The sequence below is a fragment of the Mucilaginibacter sp. NFX135 genome (assembly GCF_048565145.1).
GTDB lineage: Bacteria > Bacteroidota > Bacteroidia > Sphingobacteriales > Sphingobacteriaceae > Mucilaginibacter.
This window is the reverse complement of record NZ_CP183412.1, coordinates 1,108,495-1,128,285: the sequence shown is the minus strand read 5'-3', so window position 1 is coordinate 1,128,285 and position 19,791 is coordinate 1,108,495. Positions and strand designations below refer to the sequence as shown.

The window sequence follows — 19,791 nt, the reverse complement described above, 5'->3', positions numbered from 1 at the left end:
CCTGGCCACATCAGCTAATCTACTGCGTTTGGAATTAAACATTCCTGAATGACGATGGCGTGAGCTGGGTTTGTTTCTTAAAAAAGTTATTAAAGTGCGTTGGCTCTTCAAAACCCAGGCAATAGCCTATTTCTGAGATATTCCAGTCAGTGTGTTTGAGGAGGGATTTGGCTTCACTGAGCAAACGATCGGCAATATGATCGGTAGTGGTTTTGCCGGTAGTTTCGCGGATGGCACGGTTCAGGTGGTTTACATGTACCGAAAGGCGTTGGGCAAAATCATTGGCCGAGCGCAGGGAAAACCGCTGTGCCGGGTTCTCTATCGGAAACTGGCGCTCCAGCAGTTCGGTAAATACCGAAGTAATGCGGCTTTTGGCATCGGCGTGTTTATATACGTTTTCTGATGGTTGCGTTTTGAGGGCATAATAGGCCATTTCGGTCACGTAATTGCGGATCAGGTCGTATTTAAAATCGTAATCGGAGCCTATTTCATCCAGCATTTTGGTAAATAACCCGGTTACATACCTGTCCTGATCATCATTCAGGGCATATACCGGCTTAGCGCCCAGGGCAAACATGGGCAGTTCGCTTAAACCGCCCCTAAAACGTTCGGTAAAAAAAGCTTCGGTAAAGATGCAGAAGAAACCCGTACGGTCATCAGACATATGCTCAAAGGTATAAGGCACATGCGGACTAAAAAACATCAGCGAAGTGCCCGACAGCGTAATGCTTTTATCGGCATAGTGAATAATGTTTTCACCACGCATCAAACTGATCTTATAAAAGCTTCTGCGGCTATAGGTAACTGGTTTAGCGTTGGGGCCAATGCAATCCTCAATCCTGAAAACGTTAAAGTGACCTATGTTTTGCTGCAGGTTGTTGGGCAGCCAGTCAAATTTATTTCGGTAAAAATCTTCGAGTGTTTCTGTTGCCATACCCAAAGTTACAAAATTCAAACACAGACACAAATCAGCATTGTCTACTTAAGGTCATTTTGACCCTGTATTTTAACAAATTCTACCGATTTTTGGCCTGTTTTATCACCAGAATTTGTTCAGAAACTACCCGTTTTAACACTTTTTAACAAATTTTAACACAGTTTTAGTAAGGTTTTGATGAGTGGAGATCAGGGTCAGGATATTTCAGAAATCACAAACCGATCCATTTGATATGTCGGGAGATTACTCGTTTGCGAAACCCCTTCCTTCCCGAGGGAAGGAATCGCACAGGCCCTGCTCTGTGCAAGTAGATAAGAATGTCATCCTGAGGAACGAAGGATCTTCTTCAGATGACAAGCCAGCGGTATTCATAGCGAAGAAGATCCTTCACTGCGTTCAGGATGACAAGTTTATTTTGCTATAGCACAAAAAAAGAGACGCATGTGATGCGTCTCTACATTATTCTTTGATTGATTTCAGACTGCAATTATTCCTGCTCTTCCAGATCAGCAGCAGCGGCTTCATCTAAAAACCAGAGGGTTTCGCCGGCGATGGAATCGATCAGTTGGGCAGGGTATTCTTCAATATCCTCAGCATCTTCCAGTACGTGGTGTACGGCAATGGCTTTACCTTCACCATAAACCAGGAACGCGATATAGCGAGCCTCGTTGATTAATGGTGCGTTCAGCGTAATACGCCATACCTGCTGATCTTCCAGCCAAACTTCTTTTACACCAGGTTTGGTATCATGCAATACCGGTGTATGCGGAAATAAGGAGGCCGTGTGCGAGTTATCGCCCAGGCCTAATAATATCAGGTCGAAGCTTGGCTCATCCTCGTCAAAAAAGGTGCTGATCAGGTTCCAGTATTTGGCCGCAGCCTCTGCCGGTTCAAACGTGGTATCAACAGCAAATATATTGGCCGGACTGATCAGCAAAGGCTCAAACAGGGCCTTTTTGGCCATCAGGTAATTGCTGTCCTTATGATCCTGCGGTACATTGCGCTCATCGCCAAAAAAGAAATATACTTTTTCCCAGTCGAGCTGGTCGGCATAGGAGGTAGATGCAAGCAACTCATACAGTTTTTTTGGTGAACTGCCGCCTGATAATGCCACGGTGAACTTACCCCTCGCATTGATGGATTCGTTGCCTATTTTAACAAAATAATCTGCCAGGGCAATTAGTACTTCATCGGCAGTATTAGAAATATTTAATTTCATGGTTGTGAGTAGTGAGTTGTGAGTAGAGAGTTGTGAGTGGTTGTTCCGTATGCTTTCTTTTGATAGAACTCAAAACTGACCACTCACAACTCACCACTCTCATTATTAACTTTTTTTCCCATTTACCGGCAAGGTGAACCAGGTAAATCCGTCGCGGGCAATTAGTGCTTCGGCGGCTTCCGGTCCCCATGAATCGGCAGAATAGTTAGGGAAATTCAGGCTCTTTTTATTTTGCCAGGTGCTCAGGATCGGCATAACCAGTTCCCATGCAGCTTCTACCTGGTCGCCACGCATAAACAGGGTTTGATCGCCCAGCATGGTATCCAGTATCAGTGTTTCGTAAGCTTCTGGCGCCTGGTTGGTATAAGTACCTTTATAGTCAAACACCATATCCACAGCGTTTAGCACCATATCAATACCCGGACGTTTAGCCTGTACCTGCAAACGGATGCTCATTTCGGGCTGTATGCTGATGATGAGCCTGTTTTGCTGCCAGCTTTCGGCGGCCTCGGTGGGGAATATCAAGTGTGGTACATCCTTAAACTGGATGGTAATAACCGATGATGATTGGTGCATGCGTTTACCTGTACGCAGGTAAAACGGAACACCCTGCCAGCGCCAGTTATCAATAAAAAATTTGATAGCGGCAAAAGTTTCGGTGTTTGATTCCGGATTAACTTTTGGTTCTTCGCGATAGCCCGGTACTTCTTTACCTTTCATCCAGCCGCTGCCATACTGGCCCCTAACGGCCGAGTTACGTACATCTTCCGGACCAAACTTACGCATGGCCTTTAATACGTCAACCTTGCGGTCGCGCACTTCATCGGCATTAAAGCTTACAGGCGGTTCCATGGCTACGTGGCAAAGCAATTGCAGCAGGTGATTCTGGATCATATCGCGCATAGCGCCCGATCCGTCGTAGTAATCGCCGCGTTCTTCCACGCCCAGTTGCTCGGTAACCGAGATCTGTACGTGTTCAATATAGTTACGGTTCCACAGTGGCTCCATAATGGAGTTGGCAAAGCGGAAAGCCATAATGTTTTGAACGGTTTCTTTACCCAGGTAATGGTCGATACGATAGATCTGTGATTCATCAAAGATGCCAGACAATAGCTTGTTCAGTTCTTTGGCAGTTTCCAGATCGTGACCAAATGGTTTTTCGATAATGATCCGTACGCGTTTTTTATCATCGGCCAGCTTGGCTTTTGATATGTTCGAGGCGATGATCGGGAAGAAATTTGGCGCCACAGCCAGGTAAAACAGCACATTGGCTTTAGCCTTCCAGTCGGCGTTATGTTTTTCGATACGTTTGCCAAACTCTTTGTAAGTTTCAAAATCATTGGCATCCGATACCTGGTAGTAGATATTTGCCTGAAATTCGGCCCATTTTTTTTCATCTACCTTACCGCTGCGCGAAAACTGGTTGATATCGTTATGCAAATTCTCGCGGAATTGCTCGTCGGTAAGTTTGGTACGACCGGTTCCTATAATGGAATATTGTTTTGGCAGCCATCCATCTAAAAACAGATTATAAAGGGCCGGTGCAATTTTCCGTGAATTTAAATCCCCTGTGCCACCAAAAATGATGAATATAGTAGGATCTGATTTAGTTTGTGTGCTCATTGTTGTTTTTTTAGGGAGTAAGGATTTGGGGAACAAGGAGCAAGGATTTTTCTTTACTCCTTCTATCCATGTTCTTCCGGTCCTTGCTCTTTATTCCTTGTATCTTTGCTCTAAAAAGTCCTTTTATCTTTGTTCTAAAAATCCTTGTTCCTTGCTCCAAAAATCTTTGCTCCAAAAAGCCCTCATTCAGCTGCCCATTGTGTATGGAAGGTGCCTTCTTTGCCGATCAGCTCATAGGTGTGCGCGCCAAAATAGTCGCGCTGAGCCTGAATCAGGTTTGATGGCATCCTTGCACTGCGGAAAGCATCAAAGTAACTTAATGACGCGGCGTAGGCTGGTGCAGCTACTCCGGCAGCAATAGTTTTTGATAATACTTTTCTGATGCCCGGTACCACGCTTTCCACTATGGATTGTACGTTGGAATCCAACAGCAGGTGTTCCAGTTTGGCATCTTTTTCGTAAGCTTTGAAAATATCGTTCAGGAATTTTGAACGGATGATACAGCCGCCTCTCCAAATCTTGGCAATTTCGCCCAGGTGCAGATCATATTTATATTCTGCCGACGCGTTTGACAATAAATGCATGCCCTGCGCGTAGCTGATGATCATGGTGAAGTAAAATGCCTGCTCCAAAGCTGCTATCAGCTCGTCTTTATCAGCATCAAGCACAATTGGGTCTTTAGCGTACAATGCAGCAGCTTTTTCGCGCAGTTGTTTATATTTCGACAGGTCGCGCATAGCTACCGCGGTATCAACCGTAGGGATAGGAGCCTGCAGATCCATAGCCACTTGCGATGTCCATTTACCGGTACCTTTGGCACGGGCTTCGTCCTTAATATCATCTAACAATAAATGATCGGTACCCGGAGCTTTGAATTTGAAAATATCCTTGGTGATATCCAGCAGGAATGATTGCAGACGGCCTTCGTTCCACTCGGCGAAAATTTTACCAATCTCGTCGTTGTGAAGTTTCAAACCTTTTTTCAGGATCTCGTAGGTTTCAGCTATCAGCTGCATAATACCATACTCGATACCGTTATGCACCATTTTAACAAAGTGACCAGATGCACCCGGACCGATATAGGTTACGCAAGGTACGCCATCAACTTTGGCGGCAATAGCCTCAAAAATAGGCTTCATTACGTTGTAGGCATCTTTATCGCCACCCGGCATCATGCTCGGGCCGCGGCGTGCACCTTCTTCGCCACCAGAAACACCCATGCCAAAGAAATGCAGGCCAATGGCTTCCAGTTCTTCTACACGGCGGTTAGTATCGGTAAAGTGTGAGTTACCACCGTCTATCAATATATCGCCTTTCTCCAATAGCGGAGTCAGCTCTTCAATAACGCTATCTACAATTTTACCGGCCGGTACCAGCATCATGATGGCACGTGGTGTGGTTAAACTCTGGATAAATTCTTTTACATCACTAAAACCTTTAGCGGCACGGTCGCCAGCCTCTTCGTTAAGTGATGCTACCTTGGTGGTATCTTTATCATGCCCGGCTACTGCAAAACCGTGGTCGGCCATGTTCAGCAGCAAGCTTCGGCCCATAACACCCAGGCCTATCATACCGAAAGCATATTTATTATCTGTTGTGCTCATCTTGTTAGTTTATTGGTTCATTTGTTCATTGGTTCATTAGTTAGCTTGTTGGTTCATTCGTTAGTTTATTGGTTCATTTGTTCATCAGTTCATTGGGCCTTTCCAATGAGCATTTAATAAACCACTCACCAATGAACTAATGAACCATTGAACTAATGAACACCGTTCTCTTTTTTCAGATCTTCTAATATTTTTTTGGTGGTCTCGAAATCGGTATGCTGAAACGCGCGGATCCCCAGTTTCTGGGCGGTGTTCACAAACATCATACGGTCGTCAAAATACACGCATTGCTGCGGCGAAGCCTGGGCAACACCCATGGCCAGCTGCCAGATACCCGGATCGGGTTTGCGCATTTTTACTTCGCACGATGATACAAAAGCGTCAAAACACTCATGCAGTTTGAACTTTTTAACCCGGTAATCGTTCAGCTCCTTACCTTCGTTGTTTACCGAAATGATGCGGAAACCGCAATCCTTTTTCCATTCCTTAAGCCAGGCTAATGTATCGCCCAATACAACCGACTGGGCATACATAAACTCCTTAAAGTCTTCGCGCACAAAATCGCGCGGATGGTTAAAAATTACCGTATCCAGGTATTCGTCAAGCGTAATGCTGCCAATTTCGTATACGTTGAAAATGAAATTATGAAGTTCGTTCACTTCAGCCTGATCGAGCCCGAATTTTTCGCAGGCCAGCTTACGCGAGTCGCGCCCCCAGCCGTTGGTGAGCAAAATGCCACCAACGTCAAAAAAGAGGATTTTAATATTTGCAGCTTCCATGGAGCAATTAGCTTACTTTGCTTTTTTGCTCCTCAATAGCGTTCAATAATTTTTCAAATGGCTTGTTAAATTTCTCGATGCCTTCATCTTCCAGTTGCTGGGTGATAGCGTCCAGATCAATTCCAAGACCTTTTAATTTAGCCAAAGTTTCGGTGGCTTTATCTAAACCGGATTCTAATGTATTGGCAGCAATACCATGATCACGGAATGCCTCAACAGTTTCCAAAGGAACGGTATCCACAGTATCCGGACCGATCAGGGCCTCTACATATTTGGTGTCTTTGAAAGCCGGGTTTTTACTGCCGGTACTTGCCCAAAGCAAACGTTGCGGTTGAGCGCCTTTTGCTTCCAGTTTTTTCCATCTTTCGGTGCTGAACACCCTTTTGTAAATTTCATATGCTTTTTTAGCAGAAGCGATAGCCACTTCGCCAACCAGGTCTTTTTCGCCTTTAGCTTCCAGCAGCGGATCAACAATCACGTCGATACGGCTCAGGAAGAAACTGGCTACTGACGCGATATGAGCGATCTCATGACCGGCAGCCAAATGATCCTCTAAACCAGAAATGTAAGCTTCGGTAACGGCCTCATAACGCTCTAAACCAAATAATAAGGTTACGTTGATGTTGATACCTTTAGCGATCGACTGCCTGATGGCAGCTAAACCTGGCTGAGTTCCCGGAATTTTGATCATTACGTTGTTACGGTCAACTTTTTTCCAAAGTTCTTCGGCTTGTTTGGCGGTACCTTCGGTATCCAAAGCTAAAAACGGAGAAACTTCCAGACTCACATACCCATCAACTTTATTTGATTCGGTATAGATACCTTTAAACAGATCTGTTGCCTGTTGAATGTCTTTTATGGCCAGACCAAAAAACAGTTGTTCGTTGTCGTCGGTAGCTTTTGACAATTCAGCAATATCGTTATCATAATCTGAGCTGCCGGTGATGGCCTTTTCAAAAATAGCCGGGTTTGAGGTTACGCCTCTAACGCCATCTTCGTCTATCAGTTTTTGTAACTTTCCGGATGCCATGATCTCCCGATCAATAAAATCAAGCCAGATGCTTTGTCCGAAACTATGTATTTGCTTTACATTATTAGTTGCCATTTTATTTGGTTGTTTTAAAGTTCACAATTCAATTTATGAGGTAGATGTATTTTTGTGCAGATGGCGGTTTTACCTCCCAAACCGCCTGCATTTATATTGATAAGTAAAGTTCCTAATTTATATTGTAAAATAGGTAACCTGAGTATCATTTAGCTCGTCCCCCTGTTGTTTGTGTCCTCACAAACAACTATTCAGATTGCTCAAACGCGGGTTGTTTGTGAGGACACAAACAACGGGAGAGGCTGTCAGCATGACACCCTTTTTCTTTTCAGAGTCCTTGTTCCTTGCTCCAAAAATCCTTCATCCATCCCCCCCTACGTATTCGATGCCATCAAAATTTGCAGGTTATATCCTATAAAAAGCCCGCTTTCAATAACGCCGGTGATGGATTTGATATCCCGCTCCATCGTACTGCCGATCTCATCAAATTTGCAATCCAGTATCATGTTGCCGTTCTCGGTAATTACAGGTCCGTCTTTACCCTTTGCCGGGCGCAGCAGGATGTTGTTGGCGCCTAATTGCTGCAGTTCTTTTTCTACATACAACAAAGCTTGCGGAAACACTTCAACCGGAACGGGAAAATTCGAACCTAATTTAGTTACCATTTTCGAATCGTCAACAATAATATAGCTCACCCTGCTTGAGCTGATGAGCAGTTTTTCCTTAAACATAGCCCCGCCGCGCCCTTTGATCAGGCTGTTGTTGGGATCCACCTCATCGGCGCCGTCAAACAGCCAGTCGGGTTTGTTTTCGTAGAGGCTTGTTAAAGGTACACCCAGCTTGCTGCAAAACATGGATAGCTCCAGCGATGTAGGGATGGCTTTTACGTTCAGCTTTTCTTCCCTTATCCTTTTGGCAATAGCAACAAGGGCCAGGTACGCGGTTGAACCCGAGCCAACGCCCAGGATATCGCCATCCTTTACCTTCGCGGCAATTTCATCGGCCACCTTTTGCTTACCGCTGATGTGGGTGATCTCCGACGACCATTCCAGGTTCTTGATTAAATTGCTATTCCAATCCATATTTTTTAGATTTCAAATGTGCAGATTTCAGATGTGCAGATGATTTAAGGAACGCATCCATCCAAACATCTGCCTATCTATCATCTGCACATTTGCACATCTGAAATCTGCACATCTTATAAAAGCGCCTTAGCGCGGGCTACTACGTTTTCAACTGTAAAACCAAAGTGTTTATACAGATCTTCAGCAGGTGCCGACTCACCAAAGGTGGTCATACCCAGCATATCGCCTTCGTCGGTAGTGTATTTATGCCAGCCCATTGGGGATGCCATTTCTACAGCTAAACGCTTGCGGCTTGCTTTTGGTAATATTTTTTCTTTATAAGCAGCATCCTGTTTCTCGAACAGCTCCCATGATGGCATACTTACCACACGGGTTGAGATACCTTCGGCTTCCAGTTTTTCCTGGGCCTGCATAATCAGGGATACTTCAGAACCGGTAGCCAGCAGGATCAAATCCGGACCTTTGCTGCCTTCGGATACAATGTAGGCGCCTTTTTCCAGATCACTGGCTTTACCATATTTATCCTGGTCAAGGATAGGCAAGCCCTGGCGGGTGAATATCAATACAGTCGGGCCACCTTTTTTCTCGATAGCTACGCGCCATGCATGGCTGGTTTCGTTGGCATCAGCCGGACGGATAACGGTTACGTTAGGGATTGCGCGCAACGTTGATAAGTGCTCTATAGGCTGGTGGGTTGTACCGTCCTCGCCCAAACCGATACTATCATGCGTATAAACAAATATCGGGCTGATCTTCATAATGGCTGCCAAACGGATCGGCGGGCGCATATAATCAGCAAATTGCAGGAAGGTAGCGCCAAACGGCAGCAAACCTTTGGTTAACGACATACCATTTAAAGCCGAACCCATGGCATGCTCGCGGATACCAAAGTGGAAGTTACGGCCATGCCTGTCTTCGGAAGTGAATGAAGTATATTCTTTCAGGTTGGTTTCTGTTGATGGGGCTAAGTCAGCCGCGCCGCCGATCAGGTTGGGTAAAGCTGGAGCTATAGCGTTCAGCACTTTACCAGATGCCTGGCGGGTTGCCATTTTAGGGTCTGAGCCTTTAAATACCGGCAATTTATCTGCCCAGCCAGCTGGCAGTTCGCCTTTAAATGCGGCTTCGTACTCGGCAGCCAGTTCTGGATATTTGGCTTTATAATCGGCAAATAATTTGTTCCATTTTTCTTCTTTGCCTTCGCCTTTCGCGCCTTTTTCGTGGTAGTATTTGATTACTTCATCAGGCACGTTGAATGATTTTTCAGGATCGAAACCAAAGAATTGTTTAACCAGCTTAATTTCATCGGCACCCAGCGGCGAACCGTGTGAACCGGCAGTACCTGATTTATTTGGGCTGCCGTAAGCGATTAATGAACGAACGCGGATCAATGATGGTTTTTGTGTTTCTGATTTAGCGTTGATCAGCGCCAGCTCTAAAGCATGGGTATCATTTACATCATTTACTTCCTGCACCTGCCAGCCGTATGCACGGAAACGGGCGCTTACATCTTCGTTAAAGGCAATGTCGGTACTGCCTTCAATAGAGATGTGGTTATCATCATACAGATAGATCAGGTTACCTAACTGCAAATGACCTGCTAATGATGCTGCTTCTGATGTTACACCTTCCATCATGTCGCCATCGCTGGTGATCGCGTAAATATTATAGCTAAAAAGGTCGAAACCTGGTTTGTTGTAACGTGCTGCCAAATGTTTTTGCGCAATGGCAAAACCTACGCCATTGGCAAAGCCTTGCCCAAGCGGACCGGTAGTAACATCAACACCAGGAGCCAAACCATATTCCGGGTGACCGGCGGTTTTGCTGTTGAGCTGGCGGAATTGTTTGATATCATCTAAACTCAAATCATACCCCGTTAAATACAAAAAGCTGTACTGTAATATACAGGCATGACCTGCCGAAAGGATAAACCTGTCGCGATTTGCCCAATCCGGGTTTTTAGGGTTATAGTTTAAAAATTTCGACCATAAAACGTGACCCATCGGTGCAAGCGCCATCGCGGTGCCGGGGTGACCAGAGTTTGCTTTTTGTACTGCATCGGCCGATAATACCCGTACGGTATCTATCGCCAATTTTTCAATGTCCTTAGAATTTTCCATTGTTAATTCGGTGTGTATGATTTTATTTAGTTGGTGTTGCTTTTGTAATTTTACTCTCCGCGTCAGACAGCCATAGTCTGGAGCCGCCTTTTATACCGTCGGCATTGGTCACTATCCTCATGTTCTTATCCAGCTTAAAAGTAAGCTTGTCTGAATTGCCGCCGCCAATATATAAAGTATCGTAATTGAATACGGTTTTTAAAATCTCAAAAACTTTTTCCATCCGCTTGTTCCATCTTTCCTTGCCATGTTTTTCCAGCGCTTTTTCGCCTATGTATTCATCATAATTTCTATCGGTTTTAACAGGCAATTGCGACAATTCCAGGTGGGGCAATAAATGGCCATCCATCAGCAAAGCGGTGCCAAAACCGGTGCCCAGGGTTATCACCATTTCCAGCCCCTTGCCATCAACCACACCCAGGCCCTGCATATCAGCATCGTTTACTACCCTGGTTGGTTTACCTAAAGCCTCGCTTAGTTTTTTTCTCAGGTCAAAATCAGCCCATAATTTAGTATTCAGGTTGGGCGCTGTTTTGATGACACCATTTTTTACATATCCCGGAAAACCTACCGATATATAATCATAAGCCGGAAAATCCTTTACCAGGGTTTTGATGGCCTTTATTACATTTTCGGGGCTGGCGGGCGCTGGGGTTACAATTTTATCGTAATCCATTTTTAGCTCACCCTTTTCGTTTAGGATGGTGGCTTTGATATGTGATCCACCGATATCGATTGAGAGGACTTTTAGCTTGGTTGGCATATTGTTTTTCATTATATAGATTTAACCGGATTTTAGGTGCACCTGACAATCAATTTGACCACCTGGTTTTCCCCGGGCACGTAAATATCACATTTTTAATAATATCTGATTGTTAAATATGTAATTAACGCAAGTGTAAGTAATACAATAAGCAATCAACATTACAAGGGTAAAGTTAGCGTTGCTTTTTACTTTTCAAACAGAAAATCAAAGTATTTTTACTCAAAAATTGCAAAAACGACATAAAACCCGCTTCCATTAAGAGTTTTTCAATAAAAGATGACTTTGATTAGCTTTTTTTAGCAATTTATCAAACGATTTTATCGTTTTTCCTGACATTAAATACACAAATCATGGCTTTTTTTGACCAGGAAGCCATATATCTTCAATTGTAAAGGCGCATCAAGTGGCGCAAGTCTTGTATAGCGACTTTGTGGGTAAAGGCTGACTTGTGACTTCTATACCTGGTATTTAAGCGCAAGTCATCAACCCACAGGTCCACACACAAGACTTGCGCTAATATGGATGTCATGGTGAGCCCTGTCGAACCACTGACAGGCCTTGACCTCTTAACTCCGATAACTGCTGAAAATAAAGCTACTTGCTTTGCGGGTGTTGTGGCAGTTAAAGCATTGTTCTTTTGTGGGATGCAAGGCCTTTGTAGTTACACTATCGCTGTACGTAAACTCTTCGTATCCCCAGCCGCCTGTTTCGCTAAACCGCGAGCTGTTTTTAACCATGATGTCTATCAGCTTTCTTTTGCCTTCGTACATATCCCCGTTTTTTTGAGGGAGGGATTCCAGTACGTCAAATACAATGATAGCTCCATCGGCAAACCGGCCTGTTTTATAACCATCCAGCGCTTTTGAATTGGCGTAGATATGATGAAACCCAGAATGTGACGCAAAAGCGGGATTATTGACCGCCGTTTTCACATGCGTCCAATTACGATAACCTTCCGGAATCAGGATACCCTCCGGGCTTTTCTTTTCGGCCCGGGTAAATGAATACATCATAATAACTACTAAGCTCAGCAAGCTTACTATAAGTACTTTTTTCATAGGTTTGGGTTTAGTTGGCTCTATCAAATCTACAAATATTTGATAATAAACATATTATGCCAATATCACCTTTAAAAAGCATTATAGCGAATTAGGATAACCACAAGCGCTTACAACAGCGGGAGACCTTACCATCGTCAAATATTCATGATGCTCTTTGTCTCTTCCAAAAAGCGCTCTATTTGCTCGCTTGATTTTAGCACTTGCAACATCATGCTCGCCTGTTGTTGTGTATCAGGTATGCGATAATACAGATGTATTTCTGTACCTGTATACACCGAATTGGTACTTTTACGTATGGTTTGGAAACCGGCAAAATCATTAAATGAGATTGTTTTGTTACCCCACCCTAAAGGGCCTGTTCTTTTAATAACTCCGGCTCCTGTATCAAAAACTATGGAGGAAAAAGCGGCGTGCATAAATCCCAGGCCTATGCCCGCACAAACCACAGTAACCAGTACTTTTTGCAGGATGCTTACGTCTTTCATCCAGGGATTGACCAATTCATGAATGCCGAAAGCCAAAAATAAGATGCCAAAAATAATAAGCCCTGTTTTTCTTTTTTTTATGGTGAAGGAGCCACCTGTATGGGTATAATATTTATAGGAGGTAATAGGTTGCGGCGCGCTATCAACCACAGAACCATACTGATCCAGATAGCCGTGTACAACCGGTATTACCTGCTCTGCAAAAGCCTGCGCATTGGTATCGGTTTTTTTAGTATAACCCGATGAAACGAGGATACCTTTACCATACCTGTCTTTTTTTGAAAACAGCCTGTAATTATAGCCCCCTGTTGTGGTAACCACATTAATGCCAAAAAGCGCGCTCATGGGCATGGTTTTAACGGGGATAAATCCAAAGAGTTTTTTTTGCATAGTACCCCTGGAGCCATCAAACTCCACATAGGTATTTCCGAAAGCGAAAAATAACACGGGTATTATGACCAGGAAAATAAAAAAGGGAATGGAAACAGCTGTGTCGCCGTGTACGTTTGTTATATAAAGCACCATAATTCCCGCAAACACAAGGGCTACAACTACCGCGAGTATGTAAGATACTCGATGGGGATATACAATTACACGATTTGCATCTATGATCCATCGTGTTTTAGTAAGTGATTTAGGAGACATCATCGGTTTAAGTTTTGTATCATCTTAAACATATTTTCAGCTTTTCGGTTTTGGATTTTTTATCATGTGGGAAAGATCAGCTTTTTTAAATGCTTAGTTTATTCTCCCCTGCCTTAACCGGGTAACTTTTGCCTTTCCATATAAACACTCCCGATGTGTTTGGAGGTAGGCTGATCCATACCAACCACTTACTTTTCTCCAATTGATACTTTACCGACAGCTTACCATTTGGATGCGGAATTTCACCGCTTACGCTTTTCAAGTCGCCTAAATGGGGCTCTATTTTTACCTGGTTAAAGCCCGGTGCATAGCTATCCACCCCTAATATTGTGCGGTAAAACTCAATATTCGGACTGGCACCCCAGGCGTGGCAATCGGAGCGGTTATGTTCCAGATCGGATATTTCGGCCCAGGTGGTAAGGCCCATATCGATGTTCTTGCGCCATATATCCAGCCATTGCAGGTAATCGTTTCCAAAACCTCCTTTTATTAAAGCCTGGTGCAGGTAATATTTAAAATAGATAGTGCATTTGGTGATGGAGGTATCGGTAAGCATTTTTTTGCATACTGCCGTTGCATCGGCATCGGCCAGCATACCGGTTAATACAGCCAGCGTATTGGTATGTTGCGAAAACAGTTGTTTGTCCTCCGTATCGGCATACAATTGCCTGCCGGCATCCCAGTATTTATTTTGAATAGTAGTTTTTAACTGCGCGGCTTTCGCCTTATACATTTCGGCAAAAGCAGCCATGCCCATTTTAGATTCCATTTCGGCGGCCTGGTTATAAGCCCACATCAATTGCAGATCCAATACCGCCGAATGCCCTTCCTTGCTTTGCGGGGCCTCACCAAAGTTCCAGCCTTTATCGCTTACCCAGTCAACAAAAGTCCAGTAAGGCGTATCTTTCAGCGAACCATCGGCTTGTTGATATTTGTTAAAGAAAGCCAGTACAGACCTTACCCCCTCCAGCTTATCTTTTACAAAGGCGCTGTCGGGCCGGTACATCCAGTAATCATGCAGCATACCGATGTACCATAACGAAAAAGTTGAAATGATCTGCGGCGAAAATGACGGATGGCGGCTCAGCGTTACCCCCTCGGCCACTCGCGACTGATCCATCTGGTTGATGGCATTGCGGGCCAGGCGATCGTCGCCGCTGTTATAGTAGGATACCAGGGCTTGTATACGTGTATCACCAACGTATTGCAGCTGCTCGTAGTAGGGACAATCGGTATAGGTTTCGCCGGCACAAAGGCGGGCGGTGCGCCAGCCAATGTCTAGTATCTTTTGTATTTCGGGCTTGCCGGTTTCCAGTTTAGCGTTCAGCTGGAATGGATAACCGGTGAATGTTCCGTAAATATCATCAATAATCAAAGGCTCATCACCTGTTTTAACCTGCAGCTGGATGTAGCGGTAAGTGCGCCAGGCCAGGGTAGTAAATGTTTGACTGGCAGAGCCATCAGAAATGATACTATCCCGCCGACCTGCCAAAATTTTGCCCTCCACATCATTCCGGTTACCTTTAACTATACCATGATCTAAACTGTTGAACATAGATTCGGCATAAGTTAGTTTGATAGCCGCGTTTTTCCCTTTGCTAAAATTAAGCGTAACAAAGGCGTTGGTTAAATAAGTTTGATCGAGCAGTAAAGTAGCCGAAACATTGGCTGGTATGGTGACTGTTGTTTTTGCCGATGGAAAAGATTTAGGAACGCTCAAGCCCTCTGCTTTGCGAAGCACAGGGATGCGCTGATATTTGAGTTCCATTTGCGGCAGGGACGAAGGGACCAGCATCCAGCCAAAAGCATTCACAGTACCTTTAGGGTTACCAAAGTCGATTTTGACGGCATTTTTCCAGGAGCTGTCGTCAAAGTCAACAGCGTTCCAGTTTTTGACAGCGACGTTCATATCTACCCATTCGCCCGGACCAGCAACGTAATAAGGATGATAGCCTATACCGGTAAGCGGCCGGTAGGCTTTATCGCGGACGCATTTCCAGGTTTTATCGGTGTTCACTATTTCTTCGGCAGCAGTATTTCCCTGCATAATGAAACCCGTGCGGAGAGAGATCTGCGCCTCAGGGCGGTAATCGCCCTCGTTCCAGATCAGGGCGGCTATACTGTTGTTGCCCGCCTTAAGGTACGGAGCCAGGTCGACGGTTTCGTAATTCCAATAATAGGTATCGCCACGGGCAGGGCCGAGGGATACCAGCGTTTGGTTTACATAGAGCTTGTACCGGTTATCGGCCGATACATGTATAATAAATGAGGCGGGTTTAGTGCTCAGATTGATGTTTTTCCGGAAATGATAAACACCGTAATCTTTTGCAGGTTCATCGGGCGCGGTAATCCACACGGCTTTCCAATGGCCGCCATGCAACAGCGATGGAGAAATGTTTTGCGACCAGGCTTTCGCCGTGATCAACAGCCAACAGAGTAACAGGAAGTGCTTTAAAAATAGCTTCATTATAAGGTTTTAATATGGTGTTTACCAACCAGGGAGACGTTATTACTTGTATTGCAAGCTAAAATAGTTAATTGATTTAGCATATACATTATTTATATGAAATGTGATTTTTTTCATAAATCATCTATCTTTAACCTTTTACTAAACCTCTGCCAATGGACATTTTAACCATATGTATACTACTCCTGATTATATTTTTAATAGTAAGCAACAAAACGGATACTAACCGTAAGTTGAGCGATATTGATAATAAATTAGCTGAATTAAAACGTTTAACAGAGGGAATTAAGCTTTATAAGTTGTTTGAAGAGCCCGGCAAAAAAGCGGAGGAAACTAAACCCTCTACTACCGAAACACCATCGGTTGTTAAGGTTGATGAACCGGTAAATATCGCCCAACCGGAGGCCGTTGTACAACCAAAACCAGAATTTATTAAACCCGATCATGTTGAGCGGCAGCCTGAGGTAATATCTGATAGTCTATCCGCTATTCGCCGACCGGTTAAAACCGGAGATTTTTCTCCGCCAAAACCTAAAGAACCGAAACCGTCCTTTTTTGAAAGCCATCCCGACCTGGAAAAATTCATCGGCGAAAACCTCATCAACAAAATTGGTATTGCCATACTGGTTTTAGCCATTGGCTTTTTTGTAAAATACGCCATTGATAATGATTGGGTAGGCCCGATAGGCCGTGTGGGTATCGGCGTTGTATGCGGGGCTATTTTAATAGGCATTGCCCATCGCTTGCGTAATAGCTATAAGGCGTTTAGTTCGGTACTGGTAGGCGGCGGTTTAGCCATGTTTTATTTTACTATAACACTGGCTTTTCATCAGTTCAATCTGTTTAGCCAAACGGTTGCCTTCATTATTTTGATCGTGATCACCATTTTCGCTGTACTGCTATCCTTGTTGTATGATAAGCAGGAGCTGGCCGTGATTGCCCTGGTGGGCGGCTTTGCCAGTCCGTTTATGGTAAGCACCGGCCATGCCAATTACGATGCCTTATTTATATACCTGCTGATACTGAATACCGGCTTGCTCATCATCTCGTACTTTAAAGCCTGGCGGGTGCTTAATATCATCAGCTTTGTATTTACGGTTATTGTTTTTGCATCCGTGTTGTACACGCTTACTGCGCCAAGCTATCATATCGGCTTTATTTACGCCAGCATTTTTTATGTGCTGTACTTTATCATCAATGTGGCGCATAACGTTAAGGAAAATAAAAAATTCATCGCCTCTGATTTTACCATCCTGCTCAGTAACACAGCACTGTATTTCGCGGCCGGTTTATACCTGCTTACGGTGATGAAAGAAGAGCAATTCCGGGGCTTGTTTTGTATAAGCCTGGGTGTGGTGAACCTGGTATTATCCTATCTGCTGTTCCGTAACCGCAAGGTTGATACCAATATCTTGTACCTGCTCATCGGCATCACGCTTACCTTTATTTCGCTGGCTGCGCCTATACAACTGCATGGCCACAGTATTACTATTTTCTGGGCGTCCGAAACCGTGTTGCTGTATTGGCTGTATCAGCGTTCATCTATCCAGTTAATGAAGCTTACCTCTTTACTGCTTTGGGTGGCCATGCTGCTAAGTCTGCTGATGGACTGGTACCAGATATACGTAGACAATAACTTAAACCTTACCATTATTGCCAATAAGGGTTTTATAACTACCCTGGTTGCGGCCATAAGCTCGTACCTGTTATCGGTACTGGTAGGCAAGGAAGAATCGCCGGCAGTAAAAGGGCTAACTATCGACCGTCATGTTTTCAGCATAACGGCCCTTGCGCTTTTATTTTTAAGTGGCTTATTTGAGGTTAACCATCAGTTTGTAAATCATTTCCCCTATACCTCACTTAATATATTATACATGATGCTGTACACGCCCGTGTTTGTGTATACGTATTACCTGGTATCGTTAAAAGTAAAAGCCCTCCATTTTAATGAAAAAATAAGGCTGGCCATACTCATGATATGTGTTACGGTTTACCTGGTCTTAACTCCCGAATTTTTCGCCTTGCAACGCCTCATACTGGAACAGCAAAAGATACCTGCCGGACATTTCATGGCGCATTGGATAGCAGCCATTTTTGTTGGTTTGCTATTTTACCGCATCATTCGCCTCAGTCAGAAAAATCTGGATGCGGGTATGAAAGTATTCTTCACCTGGCTTATCAGCGCGGCAGTAGTATTGTTTTTAAGTTTGGAGATAAGCCTGCTAAGTAATTTGCTGTTTTACGGCAATAACCATTCTATCGATCGTATCGAAACAGTTTACATTAAAACCGGGTTGCCTATTTTGTGGGGACTGTTATCCTTTGCGCTCATGTGGCTGGGGATGCGCCATAAGTTAAGGGTAATGCGGATAGTATCATTAAGCCTGTTTTCGTTAACGTTGCTTAAATTATTCCTGTTCGATATTAATAACATACCGGTTGCGGGTAAAATAGCGGCGTTCTTTTGCCTGGGCATCATACTGCTTATAATATCGTTCATGTACCAAAAGGTTAAAAAAATTATTGTTGATGATGAAGCCAAACCTAAGGATGAATAAAATATTAACCGTCACAGCGCTATTTTGCGGACTGGTGCTATCGGCATCGGCACAACAAAACTTTAAATACCAGGCTGCCCTTCCAAAAGTTGATAGTACCGGTTTTTACCGGATCACTTTACAGCCCGCTTTTGTAGCCAAAGCCAAAGCCGATCTGTCAGATGTCCGGATAGTTGATGCCAAAGGTAATTTTATACCTTATATACAGGCGGGCAGCCTGCCCCAGCGGAATCAGAAAAGTTTTGTGCTATTTAACCAGGTTGACGCGAGGTTGAGTACCGATACAGGCACCACTTTTATTGTAGAAAATAAAACAGGCCTGGCGCTCGACCGCCTGTGGATAAAGCTGCAAAACACCGCCGTACAACGCAAAGTAAATTTAGTAGGCAGCGACGATCTGAAACAATGGTTCGCTATTCAGGAAGAGATCCCTTTGCAGGAAGCGGTGGTAAACAGCGAGGGCACCTATATGCAATCGCTCTCGTTCCCGGCAAGCAATTACAGGTACTTTAAATTGCTGGTAAACGATAAGAACAAAGCACCCATCAAATTTTTACAAGCTGGCATATATACGGAGTATGCAGCTACCTTAAACTATGCACCAGTTTCGCCGGTTCAGTTAACCCGTGTAGATAGCAATAAAACTACGTATATTACCCTAAAGCTAAACGACAATTACCAGGTTAACAAACTGCATTTAAACATAACCGCTCCGAAATATTTTAAGCGTGATGTATCTGTTTACCAGGTTATCGGCCGCGATAAGCAACTCCTTAGCGAGGCCGAACTAAACTCCGCCAAAGGCACCGACCTGCTGATTGCCGCTAAGTCTAATCAGTTGATCATACAAATAAACAATGGCGATAATCTGCCTTTAACCATTAGCAGCATAGATGCTTACCAATCGGCCGAGTCGCTGATCAGTTACCTGGATGATAAACAAAGCTACCGTTTGCTGACCGGCGATCAATCGGTACAGGCACCTGAATATGACCTTAAATTTTTTGTGGACAGCATCCGTGACAATACCCCGCAAATCAATCATGAAACGGTTAGCCAAAACGCCGCCTATCAAACCAAACAACCTGCCAAAGCCGGTCGTGATTATACGGTGTTCATTTGGATAGCTATTGTGGTAGCAGCAGGTTTACTGCTGTTTTTAACCTTGAAGATGACCAAGGAGGTGAAGAAAAAAGCAGAAGAATGATTGGTAGTCTGAAGACTACGGGCATAGTCGTCCGAAGTCTGAGACTTCGGACAGCGCGGATAATTATCATAAATTTAAAAATCACCTCCGCTCCCGCGAGATTAGCGCAGCGTATCTCGTGGGTGGCATGATTAAAGCTTTCAGCTTTAGTTTTCAGCTAAAAGCTGAGAATATGGTTGCCACGGGCTGAAAG

Annotated in this window: 14 protein-coding genes; 2 read left to right on the top strand and 12 right to left on the bottom strand. The window is 44.2% G+C overall.

The genetic code is table 11. From position 1 onward, the window contains the following. Positions 1–34: 34 nt before the first annotated feature. The 12 genes from ACNURT_RS04925 to ACNURT_RS04870 all read right to left on the bottom strand — a co-directional run bounded on the left by ACNURT_RS04925 (position 35) and on the right by ACNURT_RS04870 (position 15,833). Positions 35–934, bottom strand: a complete 900-nt coding sequence (locus ACNURT_RS04925; RefSeq protein WP_419700792.1) for a helix-turn-helix domain-containing protein — start codon at positions 932–934, stop codon at positions 35–37. A 490-nt stretch (positions 935–1,424) separates the two neighbouring features. After that, a complete protein-coding gene (pgl, locus tag ACNURT_RS04920) occupies positions 1,425–2,156 on the bottom strand; it encodes a 6-phosphogluconolactonase (protein WP_419700791.1) in 732 nt (243 codons plus the stop codon). Positions 2,157–2,261: 105 nt separating this feature from the next. Then, positions 2,262–3,779, bottom strand: coding sequence for a glucose-6-phosphate dehydrogenase (zwf, locus tag ACNURT_RS04915; protein ID WP_370994957.1), 1,518 nt, complete (start codon positions 3,777–3,779; stop codon positions 2,262–2,264). Positions 3,780–3,961: 182 nt separating this feature from the next. Next, a complete protein-coding gene (gndA, locus tag ACNURT_RS04910) occupies positions 3,962–5,383 on the bottom strand; it encodes an NADP-dependent phosphogluconate dehydrogenase (RefSeq protein WP_370994959.1) in 1,422 nt (473 codons plus the stop codon). Positions 5,384–5,535: 152 nt separating this feature from the next. Then, positions 5,536–6,162 (bottom strand): HAD family hydrolase, encoded by a 627-nt coding sequence (locus tag ACNURT_RS04905; protein WP_419700790.1) that lies wholly within the window; start codon positions 6,160–6,162, stop codon positions 5,536–5,538. A gap of 7 nt (positions 6,163–6,169) precedes the next feature. Next, on the bottom strand, positions 6,170–7,267 hold the full coding sequence (tal, locus tag ACNURT_RS04900) for a transaldolase (protein WP_419700789.1): 1,098 nt from the start codon (positions 7,265–7,267) through the stop codon (positions 6,170–6,172). Positions 7,268–7,581: 314 nt separating this feature from the next. After that, entirely contained in the window at positions 7,582–8,289 is a 708-nt protein-coding gene (gene rpiA / locus ACNURT_RS04895; RefSeq protein ID WP_419700788.1) for a ribose 5-phosphate isomerase A, read from the bottom strand. Between the two features lie 116 nt (positions 8,290–8,405). After that, entirely contained in the window at positions 8,406–10,409 is a 2,004-nt protein-coding gene (gene tkt, locus ACNURT_RS04890; RefSeq protein ID WP_419700787.1) for a transketolase, read from the bottom strand. A 22-nt stretch (positions 10,410–10,431) separates the two neighbouring features. Beyond that, on the bottom strand, positions 10,432–11,184 hold the full coding sequence (locus ACNURT_RS04885) for an ROK family protein (protein ID WP_370994964.1): 753 nt from the start codon (positions 11,182–11,184) through the stop codon (positions 10,432–10,434). Positions 11,185–11,741: 557 nt separating this feature from the next. Further along, positions 11,742–12,233 carry a cytochrome P460 family protein gene (locus tag ACNURT_RS04880; protein WP_419700786.1) on the bottom strand — a complete coding sequence of 164 codons (492 nt, stop codon included), beginning with the start codon at positions 12,231–12,233 and terminating at the stop codon, positions 11,742–11,744. A gap of 137 nt (positions 12,234–12,370) precedes the next feature. Then, a complete protein-coding gene (locus ACNURT_RS04875) occupies positions 12,371–13,369 on the bottom strand; it encodes a hypothetical protein (RefSeq protein WP_419700785.1) in 999 nt (332 codons plus the stop codon). Between the two features lie 82 nt (positions 13,370–13,451). Beyond that, positions 13,452–15,833 carry an alpha-L-rhamnosidase C-terminal domain-containing protein gene (locus tag ACNURT_RS04870; protein ID WP_419700784.1) on the bottom strand — a complete coding sequence of 794 codons (2,382 nt, stop codon included), beginning with the start codon at positions 15,831–15,833 and terminating at the stop codon, positions 13,452–13,454. A 155-nt stretch (positions 15,834–15,988) separates the two neighbouring features. Here ACNURT_RS04870 and ACNURT_RS04865 point away from each other — a divergent pair, with 155 nt between their 5' ends. After that, positions 15,989–18,391 carry a DUF2339 domain-containing protein gene (locus ACNURT_RS04865; RefSeq protein WP_419700783.1) on the top strand — a complete coding sequence of 801 codons (2,403 nt, stop codon included), beginning with the start codon at positions 15,989–15,991 and terminating at the stop codon, positions 18,389–18,391. Further along, a complete protein-coding gene (locus ACNURT_RS04860) occupies positions 18,384–19,598 on the top strand; it encodes a DUF3999 family protein (protein ID WP_419700782.1) in 1,215 nt (404 codons plus the stop codon). The genes ACNURT_RS04865 and ACNURT_RS04860 overlap by 8 nt, the downstream gene beginning before the upstream one ends. Positions 19,599–19,791: the final 193 nt, after the last annotated feature.